Here is a 12,568-nt window from a genome sequence, read left to right as displayed (position 1 = left end):
ACGCGACGAATCCCCGGAGCGCGAGGCTCCGGGGATTCGTCGTACCCGCGATCCGTCAGCTGAACAAGGCGCTGCACTGCGTGACGCAGTCCTGGTACCCGTCCGCCGTCGTGCTCGTGGCCCTGCCCTGATTCTGGCCACGCTGGATGTCCTCGTCGGCGATCTTGCGGTCCTGCATCACGGCGGCGTACATCTCTTCGTTGTTCTGGCCGCCCCAGAAGTCCTGCGAGCGCAGCGCCTCGTGCCGCTGGTCGTCCAGCGACTGTTCGTGCTGGCTCATGGCGCTCTGCAGGCCACCGGCGATCGAGTGGAGGTCGCTGAACCTGGCCGAGATAAGTCCGTCGGACATTTGTCTTCCCCTTCAACCAGTACTGGCTAGATGACCTGAGAAATGACGGTGGTCCCCTGGTCGTCCACGTCGGAGTAGCGGACGGCCGCCTGCGTGATCCCGTCGGCCATGGTGTCGATGTTCTGGGTGTTCGTGGTCCAGCTTCCCTGCCTGTTGATCTCGACCCCCTCGAACGCCTTGTTCGCCTGACCGTTCCAGCCGGAGCTCAACCCCTGGATGCTGCTGAGGCTCGACTGCACCTGGGCGTTGATGTCCTCGCCGATGGACCTGGTCTTCAGGCCGAACGAAGCCATCTCCGGCGTCGCGCCGTAGATCTGGTCGTAGCTCATGTCTTCCTCCATTCCACGACATAGGTGATCCCTTACCTCCGCCAAGTTAGTGAGCGGGCACGGCGCTTTCCGGTGGTCGGCAGCTTCCTGCCAGCCCGGCCACGGGATCGCCGTGGTGGCCGACGATCGATGGCGTGTCGACAGTCGTGGTGAAGCGCCCCATCCGCAGGCCGGGCCCCGAGATGCCGTCCGGTGAGCTGATCCTTCAGCCGCCGCCGGAGATCCCGCCCCCGCCCGCGCGGCAGTGGGCCCAGGTGCTGACGGTGCTGCCGATGGTGGCGATGACGGCCGGGATGCTGCTGATGTACTCCGGCAGCATGGCGGGGTCGATGCGGTTCGCCATCTACGGGATCATGGGCGTCGGCATGCTCGGCATGGTCGTGATGGGGTTCCTGCAGGGCGGTGGCCCGAGCAAACGGGAGATGGGCCACGCCCGCCGGAAGTACCTGCGGCATCTCGCCCAGCATCGGTTGCGCCTGCGGCGTTCGATCCGCAAGCAGCGCGAGGCGATGGAGTACCTCCACCCTGATCCGGCTTCGCTGTGGTCTCTGGCGGGCAGCTACCGGCTGTGGGAGCGCCGCAAGGAGGACCCCGACTTCGGGGTCGCCCGCATCGGGCTGAGCGCGCAGAGTCCGGGCACCACCTTGGTCACGCCCGACACCAAACCGCTCGAAGAACTCGAGCCGCTGTCCGCGCTGGCGCTGCGCCGCTTCATCACCGTGTATTCCACTGTGGACGGACTACCGATCGCGATCGCGATCAACGGTTTCAGCCGGGTTTACCTCCGTGGCGACCGGAACGCCGCCCTCGGCATGCTGCGCGCGACGCTGAGTCAGCTGGCCACCCTGCATTCCCCCGACGACCTGCGGATCGCGATCTGCACCGACGAGGAGCGCCGTGCGGTCTGGGAGTGGACCAAGTGGCTGCCGCACGCGCTGCACCCCGCACGTTCGGACGCCCTCGGCCCGCTTCGCCTGGTGGCGCCGAGTATCCCGGCCTTGGAGTCGATGCTGGAGGAGGAACTGGCCAAGCGGCCCCGGTTCGATCCCGAATCGGACGTCCGGTTGCCCGGACCGCATCTGGTGGTCGTGCTGGACGGCGGCGCGGTCGCCGGGTCCTCCCACCTCATGACCGGGGGCGGCGTCGAAGGGGTGACCGTCGTCGACCTGACCACGATGCCACCGAGGGCGCTGGACCGGACCACCGTCGTCCTCGCCGTCGACGAAGCCGGCGCTCTGCTCAGCGAGACGATCGACGGCGAAGCACCGCTGGGCAAGGCGGACTGGTTAGGAGCCGTCGCCGCCGAAGGGCTCGCCAGGCAGCTGGCGCCGTTGCGACTGACCGCGGGCTTGCGGGGCGAGGCACCGATGAGCACCGAACTCGGTCTCGCCGAACTGCTGGAACTGGGTGACCCGTACGAATTCGATCCGGCCGACACCTGGGAGCCGAGGCCGAATCGGGACCGGCTCCGCGTGCAGTTCGGCGTCCAGGCCGACGGCGCGCCGATCGAACTCGACCTCAAGGAACCGGCACAGGACGGCATGGGACCGCACGGTCTGCTGATCGGGGCCACCGGTTCCGGCAAATCGGAACTGTTGCGCACCCTCGTCCTCGCGCTGGCCGTCACACATCCGCCGAGTTCGCTGAACTTCGCACTGGTCGACTTCAAGGGCGGCGCCACCTTCACCCGGCTGGACGCCTTGCCGCACACCAGCGCGGTGATCACCAACCTCGCCGACGAACTGCATCTCGTCGACCGGATGACCGACGCGATCAACGGCGAACTGATCCGCCGTCAGGAGCTGCTGCGGGCGGCGGGCGACTTCACGTCCATGCGCGAGTACGAGAAGGCACGGACGGCGGGAGCCCCGCTGCCCGAGGTGCCGACGCTGCTGGTGATCTGCGACGAGTTCTCCGAACTGCTGTCCGCCAAGCCTGATTTCATCGACATGTTCGTCCAGATAGGACGGCTGGGGCGCTCCCTTGGCGTGCATCTGCTGCTGGCCTCGCAGCGGCTGGAAGAAGGCAGGCTGCGCGGCCTGGAAACCCATCTGTCCTACCGGATCGGGCTCCGCACGTTCTCCGAGATGGAGAGCCGGACGGTACTCGGGGTCACCGACGCCTTCAAGCTGCCGCGTGCCCCCGGGCACGGCTACCTCAAGGTCGGGACCGAGCAGATGGACCGGTTCCGCTCCGCCTACGTGTCCGGCGTGTACCAGCGTGCCGTCGGCGGCGGGGTGACCGCCACGCCGGGGGAACGCCTGGTGCTGCGGGAGTACACCACCGCCTACGTCGCCGAGGAGTTCGACGCCGAGCCGGAGGAGACCACCGAACCGGACGACGACGCCGTCGGCGAGACCTTGCTGGACATCCTGGTCGACCGGCTGGCCGGGAAGGGCACCCCGGCCCATCAGGTGTGGTTGCCACCGCTGTCGGAGTCGCCGACGCTCGACGCCCTGCTGCCGTCGCTGGTCGTGGATCCCGTGCGCGGGCTCACCGCCGGGGCGAACGCTTCCCTGCGGCCGGTGCTGGGGATCGTGGACCGGCCGTTCGAACAGCGACGGGACCCGCTGATGCTGGACCTGACCGGCGCGGCGGGGCACGTCCTGGTGCTGGGGGCGCCCCAGACCGGGAAGAGCACGGTCCTGCGCACGCTGATCACCAGCCTCGCGCTCACGCACACGCCCAGGGAAGTCCAGTTCTACTGCCTCGACTTCGGTGGCGGGACACTCACGTCGATCGCCGGCCTGCCGCATGTCGCCGGTGTTTCGGGCAGGCTCGACACCGGCGCCGTCCGGCGGACGGTCGCCGAGGTGGCGACGATCCTGGCCCAGCGGGAACGGATGTTCGCCGAGCACCAGATCGACGGCATCGCCACCTATCGCAGGCTGCGGGCCGAGAACCGGTTCCCGGCGGAACGGCACGGTGACGTCTTCCTCGTCATCGACGGCTGGCAGACCCTGCGCAACGACTTCGCCGAACTCGAGGAGACGGTCGGTGACATCGCCGCGCGCGGTCTCTCCTACGGCGTGCACGTCGTGGCAGCCTGCTCGCGTTCGTTCGATCTGCGGATGAACGTCCGGGATCTGTTCGCCAGCAGGCTGGAACTGAAGATCGGCGACCCCATCGACTCCGTGATCGACCGGCGCGCCGCGATGAGCGTCCCCGCCGACGCGCCAGGGCACGGAATCGCCATGAGCGGGCATCAGATGCTGGTCGCGCTGCCCCGGATCGACGGCGTCACCGAGGCGGACAACCTCGCCGACGGCATCGGTGCCCTCGTCGAAGCGGTGAAGTCGGCTTGGCCCGGCGAGCCCGCGCCTTCGGTCCGGTTGCTGCCTGGAATCCTTTCCTACGACGAACTTCCCGCCTCCGACGGCGCGGAGGGCGAAGAGCCGGGACTCGCGGTCGGGATCCACGAACGCGATCTTTCGCCGATGCGGCTCGACTTCGCCACCGACCCGCACTTCTTCGTCCTGGCGGACACCCAGAGCGGGAAGACCGCGTTCCTCCGGGTGCTCGCCAAGCGGATCCAGAAGGCCTACCGGCCCGACGAAGCCCGCGTCATCCTGGTCGACCACCGCCGGAGCCTGCTCGGTGAAGTGGGCGAGGAACACCTTCTCGGCTACGGCACCGACGACGAGCGAAGCGGCCGGATGCTCGCGGAGACCGCCGCGGCGCTGAGGAAACGGCTTCCCGGCCAGGACGTCACCCCCGAGCAACTGCGGAAGCGGAACTGGTGGCAGGGGCCGGAGATCTTCATCCTCGTCGACGACTACGACATGGTCGCCACGCACAAGGAACATCCGCTCATGGTGTTGCTGCCCCTGATCGCGCAGGGTTCCGACATCGGCCTGCACGTGGTGCTGGCCCGCCGCACCGGTGGCGCGGGCCGCGGGCTGTTCGAGCCTTTCCTCGGCAGGCTCAGGGAAGTCGGCACGCCCGGCCTGATGATGTCCGGCGACCGTGACGAAGGCCCGCTGCTGGGCGGAATGCGAGCGCAGGTCCTGCCGCCGGGACGCGGCTGGCTGGTGGACCGCCGCGGCCAAAAGGATCTCGTGCAGCTCGCCTGGCTACCCCCGATGACCGAGAACGACCGGAGGAATGACGATGAGCGGTGACCGGATCAGCGGCGACACGGACGCGATGCGTGAATTCGCGTCGCGGATCATGGCCAGTATCGAGGCGACCCCGGTCAGCCCCATTGCCCGGATCGAAGAATCGACACCGTGCGCGGGTGGACTGGACGACCTCTGCATGCATCTCACGCACGCCGAGAACGAAACCATTCCCAAGGTCCAGACCTTCATCACGATGGTCGAGCAGGGATTCGCGGCTTACGCCTCCTTCGTCCAGCAGACGGCCACGAACTATCTCCGCGCCGACGAGGCGGGCAGGCAGGAGATCTTGACCGCTTTCGTCACGCGGCCCAAGGACGACCTTCCCTCGATCGATCCCCGGCTGCTCGACCCGCGTGCCGGACGGCGCTGAGGCGATCCCATGGCTTCCATCGAAGAGATGTACCAGCAGATCTACGCAGAGGTGCAGGGCCACATCCCCAAACTGGCGAGCACCGCGTGGCTGTGGCGAGAGGCACGAACCTGGATCGGCGAGCAGGCGAAGCTCCTTCGCCAGCAGGCGAATCAGCTCGTCACGCAGGACCGCTGGCCGGACGCGGCCGGACAGCGGTTCCTCCAGAGGGTGAACACGGACCTCGCCACCATGAGTTCCTGGACGGACCCGAGCTCAAGGATCACCGTCGGCAAGCATGTCACCACGTCGAACGTGTTCGACACCATCAGCGCACTGGACAGCGGGTTGTGGGGGGCCCAGCGCGCCGCGGAGCGGCTGGTCCTCCACTACAACGGACTGTCCGACGAGGAGAAAGGCAAGCAGCGGCAGGATATCGAGGGGAAGATCGCCGGGGAGATCACCAAGCTCGCTCCGCTCTACGAGGCCGCGGCGCTGGGCATGAGGGGCGCCGTCGGTGTGGACTGGTCGGGCCCGCGGGCCGCCACGTCCCGGCAGGGTCAGCAGGGACCGGCAACGAACCCCGGTCCCGCCTCGAACGCTGGTCCCACCTCGGCTTCTCCCAATGCCGCACCGTCGCCCACCGATCCGCAACCGCAAGAGCCCACGCCGGCCGAAGAAGCGCCCGAGGCGACGGATCCGCTCAAGGACGCCCTTGAAGCCGCGCCTGGTGCTTTGGACGCGCTGAGTCAGGCGATGCAGTCGGCACAACAACTCTTGGGCGGCGGAACCAGCTCGCCGAGCCCGTTGCCGCTCGACCCGGTCGATCCACTCGGCCCGGGCGACCCGCTCTCGCGCTCGCCGGCATCAGCGGAGCAGCTCGCGCGGATCGGCGACGGTGCTTCGGGCCTGCCGAGTCTGGCCGGAGGTGGAGTGGGCCCCGTCGGTGGTCCCGCCGGTGTGGGTGGTGGGCCGGGCTCTCCGGCCGCGCCGATCGGCCCTTCTTCACCCGGAGGCATCGGCAGCACCGCCTTCCCGCCCGTGACTTCGTTGTCCACCACGGGTTCCAGCGGCGCGAGCGCCTCCGGCAGCCCGGGCACGATGCCGCCGGCACAACAGCAACCACAGCACGGCGGAGCGAAGACCGGCGGCGGGATCAAACCCGGCGCCGCCGAACACGCCGCCACCGGACGATCCCGTGACCGCAAACCCGGTACGACGCCGGGTGTTTCGCTACTGGGCCGGTCCGGACGCGGCCGTCCCGTCCACCGTGCCACCGAACCGGCTCCCGCGCCCCGGCGCTGGGACCAGGAGAACGACACGGTGCAGCTGCTCGACGAAGAGCTGTGGCAGGTCGACCAGGAAGACAGTGGTCCGCGCTACCGCGCCGGACAGTGAGGAGGGGTAGATGCCCGATCAAATCAACGCGGATACCGAGTCGATGAGCGCCTATTCGAGCAAGCTCACCGCCCCGGAGATGCCGCCGTCACTCGCCCGGCTGGGGACGCCGGTGAATCTGGCCGGTCTCTTCGAAGGTATCGCGATGTCGGTGCTCGACAAGGCCGCCACCGCGAGTATGGCCGCGTTCATGACGAAGATGACCGAAGAGATGGTCACCGACTCGACGAAGGTCAAAACCGCCGCGCTCACCTACAGCGCGGCGGATGTCACCAGCGCCCTCGAACTGGCCACGTCCGCCACCAAGGTGCTCAAGCAGGGCATCGACCTGGTGAAGAAGACGGCCGGTTCCGGGCAGCAGCAACCGTCCACCACCGAAGAACCGGCCGACCGGCCTGCGGGCGACGCCCCGCAGAGCCTGGTCTGAGGAGCTGATCATGGCTGTTCCCTACAATCTGCTGCCGATCGAGGCACATCTGGCGATGATCACCGCCGAACAGGCCAACATCGCCGTCCTCACCGACGCGGCGCGTATGTGGACCGAATCCCGCGCCTGGATCGAAAACGCCACGACCGAATTGCACACGCGGGTGAACGAGCTGTCGCCGACCTGGAAGGACGACGCCGGCCGCGCCCACGAAGAGAAGGCGCAGCGCTCGCTCGCCGAACTCCGGTTCTGGGGTGAGCGCATCGATCTGGCCCAGCCCGCCGAAACCCTGACGACGCTCGCGAGCGGGATCCAGGAGACCATGCAGGAAGTGGCGGTGCTGCACGGGAAGTACGTGGCGGCGTTGTCCAATCCGTTCACCGCGTGGGCAGCTCCGCTCATCCAGCAGGCGTCGGGCGCGCGGATGACCGCGCTCGGCGCGCAGTTCGACATGTCGATGCTCAAGGTCGTTTCGGCGTCCGGGATCCAGCAGCCCGATCACATGATGCCCGAGATGCCACGGCCCGCCGCGGAGGGGAACTCTCCCGCCGACTTCATCAAGGCGGCCGAGGCGGGGATGAACGCGCTTTCGGAGGTGCAGGGGCTGGCCGAATCGGCCGGTGTCGGCGGCGGGAGCGGCGGCACCCTCCCGGACGTCGAACTGCCGGACATTCCCGGCTATGACGGATCTTCCGGTGTCTCGCTGGCCGGTCTCGCACCGCTGCCGACGGCGGGCGCGGTCCCCGCCCTCGGCGGGCTGCCGGGAGGTTCGGGGGCACCGCCGGTGCCGACGGGACTGCTCGGCGGTATCGGCGTGGCGGGCGGGCTGACCGGGCTCCCGGTGGCGGCCAAGCCGGTCGGGACGAAGAAGGCCCCCAGCCTGGCTTCCGAAATCCAGCCGGGGGCCGCGACGACATCCGGCACGAAGGCGGCGACCGGCCCGATGTCGCCGATGTCGCCGCCGCACGCCGGTGGGCAGAACACGGCGAGCACGCTTCGCCCGTCGTCCCGGGACCAGCCGACGGGACGGAACGGCTCCGCCCGGCGGGCCTCCTCCGGCAAGAGCGACGGGGTTCCGGCGAAGTTGCGCGGCCGGGCCGCCAACGGCACGCAGGACGGCGGGTTCACGCTGCCGCACGGGCGTCGCTGAGCTGAAGTAGCTGAAGGGCGCTTTCCCCGCATCAGATGCGGGGAAAGCGCCCTTCACCGCGTGAGACGCGGGGAAAGTTCCCTTCAGCCGCCCAGGGTCTGGCGACGGGCGGCGGCGGGGTCCAGGCTCGGGCCCTCGGGCAGCCGCGCCACCAGACCGGCGGGCAGCCGGACGGGACGCGCCGACGGGTAGCCGAGCATCTTCAGCACGTCCGGCGAAGCCAGCGGATAGCGGCGCCCCATGTCGGTCACCACGGTGAGCGTCCCGGCGGGTGCCGAAGGCGAAGGCATCGCCTCGACGACGATCGCGCTGCCCGGGGGCACGTGGACGCGATCCGCGAGCGGCGTGCCGGTGGCGGTCCGGCGCGCGGTGGTCGACATCGGGTCGGCGGGCGGCAGCGCGGGATCGACGGTCAGCGAAGGGGCCGCGGAGCCGTCGCCGAAGGTGGCGCACACGGTGGTGTCCTGGTCGCGCAGGCGCGCGATCCCGGGACGGGCGGCGGGGGCCGCGCCCGCTTCGGCCTGGACCGGGTCCAGTTGCCGGGACATGGTGGCCAGCGAAGGCGGCAGCGGCACGGTTTTCGGCTCGGCACCGGGATAGGCGGCGAGCATCTGGGCGCTCGCGCGCTGGACGTCGTACTGCAGTTCGGTGATCGGCCGCAGGGCGTCCCGTTCGGCGAGGTAGTGCTGTTCGCCGCCGCCGGAGGTCTGCACCATCAACAGCATCCCGTTCCGGATGTCGCTCCGGCCCGGCACCGCGGTGGACACCTCCCCGGCCGCCGCGACCGGCAGCGGCCCGATCGGCGTGCCTTCCGGCAGCACGTCGAGCCACGCCCGGCCGACCCTCGCCCACGGTTCGGCGGTGAGCGCGAGGCCGGTGCCGACGGCGCCGTAGTCGTTGATCTTGTGCCGGTGCCCGCGCCACACCAGGAACCGGTCGCCGGTCGACGTCGATTCCACGAGGAGCGCCTGATCCCCCAGCTCCGCACCGCCGGACGGCGAAGCGCCCGCCAGCAGGACCGATTCCTCGATCCGGCTGCCCGCGAGGTCGCTGGCGGGTGCGGAGCAGAGCGACCACGAGCCGGTGAGCAGTTTCTCGGTGCCGGGCAAGGCGTCCGGCGCGTCGGCGATGCCGATCCGGGGCCCGCGCGGGACTCCGGTGAGCGAGTCGCGCGAAACCCGTTCCGTCGTGCGGTGGTCGCCGAGCAACAGTAGCGCCGACGCGTAGTTCGCGACGGGGTGCAGTCTGCCGTCCAGGTAGACGTATCTGGTGCCGGTCTCCTTTTCCACGATCACCGCGGAGTCCTTGCGCCACGCGTTGTTCCCGCCCGGCACGATCATCCCGTACACCCCGACGCACGCCAGCGCCACGATCGCCAGCGCGACACTGGCGAACGCGGCGCCGGACGGACGGCGGAACGGCGGCTGCTCCGGATCGGTCTCCCTGGTGACGAGCGCGGAGATCGCGCGCTGCACCAGGAACTGGTATGCCTGCAGTTGGTCCCTTTTGGACGCCATGGTTTCAGCCCCCCAGTCCGCGCACGTAGCCGTACAGGCCGAGCACCGAACACGCCACCGGCACGATGGCGATCATCACCAGGATTTCGAGATACTCGGCGATCCGGCCGAGGTACGGGTTCGCGGCGCGGGTGCTCAGCACGACACCGGAGGCGACCACGATCGCGGCCACCGCCAGCGACAGCGGCCCGGCCAGGACGAGCAGCAGCGAGCGGTCCGCCATGAGCGGACCCGCCAGCAGGCAGCCCGCCCCGAAGATCCCGGTCACCAGCACCAGCAGCCGTTGCCGCAGGATCGGGTACAACCGCGCCCGTAGCCCGAAACCGGCCGCGAGCAGGGCGACGAGCGCGACCGCGGCCTCGCTGTCGCTCCGGATCAGCTGCAGCTGGCAGTACATGACGACGAGCGCCGCACCGCCCAGCATCCCGGTGAGCAGCGCGTCCGCTCTGGCCACGGCGGCGTGCACGAGGTCGAGCGGTGGCTGGGGATCGTCGCGGACGAGATCCGCGGTCGAACGCGGCAGCACCGGCATCGGCACCCGGCCGAGCCGCAGCGCCAGCGGCGCGAACGTGGTCGAAAGCACGAGGACGCCGCCCCCGATCACGGCCGCCGACCGATAGCCCGCCAGGTCGTCGAACGTGGCCAGCCAGCCGCCGAGCACGCCGAGCAGGCCGACGGTGGCCGCTCCCGCGAACAGTTCCGGCGCGGCGGTGACGCCGAGATGGCCGACCACGGCCGCGAGCAGCAAGGCGGCGCTCGCCAGCAGCAGATGACCGGCGGACAGCGCGCCGAGCGGATCGTCGCCCGCCAGCAGCAGACCGCCGCCGGTGAAGGCGAACGGGAGCGCGACGGCGGCGAGGACGGCACCGGCCCCGGCGTCCCGGAGTGCCCGCGCGAGCAGCACGCCCGCGGCCAGCAACAGCGCGGAGACCGCGAGGGCCCACGACGCCGGCGACGTCCAGGGCGGTCCGGCGCGCAGCACGGCTATGAGGCCGAAGGCCATCGCCACCGCGCCGACCGCGAGCCCGGCCTGCCGCGTATGCCGCGGCCCCCATGCCTTGCCGGTGCGGCCGGACCCGGTGGCGATCGCGTCCACGAGGTCGTCGTACTCGGGCTCCGGCCATTCGGCGCGGCGCGGTGTCAGATGGAGGATCTCGCCGTCCCGGACCCGGTGCGCGCCCAGCGTCCGGTCCAGATCGAAGGCGGTCCCGTCGGCGCGGCGCAACTGCCAACCGCCGCCGGCGACGCGAGCGTCCGCCATCCCCTCGCCCGCCCGTGCGAGCAGGCCGGGGAGGATTTCGGCGACGGAAGCGTGTTCCGGCAGCGCCATGTCGATGCGCCGGTGCGGAGTGGTGATGGTGACCCTGACCAGGCCGGCAGTCTGCATGGGAAAAGGGTCTGCCACCGGCCGGGCCGCCGGGCCGGTTCGGCAGGAACCTGCCGCCGGGAAAGTACGCCGAAACCGGCTTTCTTGCGCGACAATGGACCCATGAGCATCGAGACCACCGCCGGCGCACCGGGACTGCTCGCCCAGGGCCCCGTCGCCACCGTCTACGCGGGCCGGGATCCCGCTACGGGCAACGACTTCGCGGTGAAGATGTTCCCGTCCTCCGTCGATCGCGAGACCTCGGCGTGGCTCGAACGCGAGCGCAAGGCGCTGGCCGCCGTGCGGGCGACCCGGTCCGTCCTGCAGATCGACGACGTCATGGCCTACCCCGACGGCCGGTGGGGTCTCCGCCGTGAACTGTGCCCGGGTTCCCTCGCCGGACTGCTGGATTCCGGTGCCCGGCTGGGAGTTCCCGACGTGCTCGCCCTCGGCGCCGCGGTCGCGTCGGCGCTCGCCGCGGCGCACGGGGCAGACGTTCTGCACGGTGGCGTGAGCCCGCACAACGTGCTGTACCGCGCGTCCGGCGAATTCGTGCTCGCCGACTTCGGGGTGGCGCTGCGACGCCGGTTCCCGCGCGACCCGATGTACGCGGTCGAGTACACCGCGCCGGAAACCCTGCGCGACGACACGCTTTCCGCCGCGTCCGACCTTTATGGACTCGGCGCGGTGCTCTACGCCGCGCTGACCGGCACACCGCCCTTTCCCCGGCACACCGGGCAACAGCCCGGCGAGCGGATCCTCCAGGTACTGCGGGAACCGGTGGCGCCGATCCAGGACACGAGTGTCCCGAGGGAACTCGCCGGCACGATCCTCCGGTTGCTGGCCAAGGATCCGGCCGACCGGCCGCAGGACGTGGCCTCGCTGGCCCGGCTGTTCACGAAACTGCGCCGGCCGGGCGGCGAGGTCGTCACCGGCGAATCCCCTGACCTGCCAGGCGAAGAAGAGGAAGTGGACGTCGAATTCGACGACTTCGCCGAGGTTTCCCGGCCCGCCGCTGCGCCGTCGCCGGTCCCGCAGGCCCAGCCCGTGCAGGTGGTGCAGGCGCCGCCGTCGGGCGGCCGCACGCTGATCCGCGAGTTCAGCGGTCCCCTCAAGCGGGACCGCGGGATTCCCTGGCGGCCCATCGCGTTGACGGGCGCCGGGGTGCTCCTCGCCGGGCTGGCCGTGGTTCCGCTGGTCCTCGGCCCGGCGGAGATCGGCGGGCAGGCCGTCCCGGTGGCGGCCTCGGTCCCGCCGCCGTCACCGGCCTCCGCTCCGGCGCCGGACGTCAAGCTGGCGCTCGCCCCTCCGCAGGATCAGAGCGACCACGTTCAGCTGACCTGGACCGCGGAAGGCGAACTGGACTTCGTCGTGATCATGGCCGGCGAGCGGCTCGAACCGAAACAGCTCGTCGCCCACCGCCAGCGCGCACTGGAGATCCCGGTCGACCCGGCGCGCCGGTACTGCTTCCAGCTCAGGGCGACCGACGGCCGTCACGTCTACACGACCGACCCGGTCCCGATCCGCGGCGCGCGCTGCACCCCGTAGCCGCCGTCACCCCT

Annotated in this window: 10 protein-coding genes; 6 read left to right on the top strand and 4 right to left on the bottom strand. The window is 70.4% G+C overall.

Annotated features, from left to right (window positions below):
• Positions 1-55: 55 nt before the first annotated feature.
• Entirely contained in the window at positions 56-349 is a 294-nt protein-coding gene (locus L324_RS30975) for a hypothetical protein (RefSeq protein WP_037317039.1), read from the bottom strand.
• Between the two features lie 26 nt (positions 350-375).
• Positions 376-678: a WXG100 family type VII secretion target gene (locus L324_RS30970; RefSeq protein WP_161780898.1), complete on the bottom strand. Its 303-nt coding sequence runs from the start codon at positions 676-678 to the stop codon at positions 376-378.
• 134 nt (positions 679-812) lie between these two features.
• On the opposite strand from L324_RS30970, the gene L324_RS30965 reads away from it, so the two are divergent.
• From L324_RS30965 to L324_RS30945, 5 genes are read left to right on the top strand one after another with little or no spacing between them, the layout of a single operon-like run.
• Positions 813-4,799 carry a type VII secretion protein EccC gene (locus tag L324_RS30965; protein ID WP_037317033.1) on the top strand — a complete coding sequence of 1,329 codons (3,987 nt, stop codon included), beginning with the start codon at positions 813-815 and terminating at the stop codon, positions 4,797-4,799.
• Positions 4,789-5,169, top strand: coding sequence for a hypothetical protein (locus tag L324_RS30960; protein ID WP_037317030.1), 381 nt, complete (start codon positions 4,789-4,791; stop codon positions 5,167-5,169). The genes L324_RS30965 and L324_RS30960 overlap by 11 nt, the downstream gene beginning before the upstream one ends.
• 9 nt (positions 5,170-5,178) lie before the next feature.
• Positions 5,179-6,546 carry a hypothetical protein gene (locus L324_RS30955; RefSeq protein WP_037317027.1) on the top strand — a complete coding sequence of 456 codons (1,368 nt, stop codon included), beginning with the start codon at positions 5,179-5,181 and terminating at the stop codon, positions 6,544-6,546.
• Between the two features lie 10 nt (positions 6,547-6,556).
• Positions 6,557-6,973, top strand: a complete 417-nt coding sequence (locus L324_RS30950) for a hypothetical protein (RefSeq protein WP_037317024.1) — start codon at positions 6,557-6,559, stop codon at positions 6,971-6,973.
• Between the two features lie 10 nt (positions 6,974-6,983).
• Entirely contained in the window at positions 6,984-8,123 is a 1,140-nt protein-coding gene (locus tag L324_RS30945) for a hypothetical protein (RefSeq protein WP_037317022.1), read from the top strand.
• 83 nt (positions 8,124-8,206) lie between these two features.
• Here L324_RS30945 and eccB read toward each other — a convergent pair whose 3' ends face one another.
• Positions 8,207-9,640, bottom strand: a complete 1,434-nt coding sequence (gene eccB / locus L324_RS30940) for a type VII secretion protein EccB (protein ID WP_037317019.1) — start codon at positions 9,638-9,640, stop codon at positions 8,207-8,209.
• Between the two features lie 4 nt (positions 9,641-9,644).
• Positions 9,645-11,027: a type VII secretion integral membrane protein EccD gene (gene eccD, locus L324_RS30935; RefSeq protein ID WP_037317016.1), complete on the bottom strand. Its 1,383-nt coding sequence runs from the start codon at positions 11,025-11,027 to the stop codon at positions 9,645-9,647.
• Positions 11,028-11,129: 102 nt separating this feature from the next.
• Here eccD and L324_RS30930 point away from each other — a divergent pair, with 102 nt between their 5' ends.
• A complete protein-coding gene (locus L324_RS30930; protein WP_037317013.1) occupies positions 11,130-12,554 on the top strand; it encodes a serine/threonine protein kinase in 1,425 nt (474 codons plus the stop codon).
• The last annotated feature ends 14 nt before the right edge of the window (positions 12,555-12,568 follow it).

This window comes from Amycolatopsis orientalis DSM 40040 = KCTC 9412, assembly GCF_000478275.1.
GTDB lineage: Bacteria > Actinomycetota > Actinomycetes > Mycobacteriales > Pseudonocardiaceae > Amycolatopsis > Amycolatopsis orientalis.
This window is presented reverse-complemented; position numbering and strand designations above follow the sequence as displayed.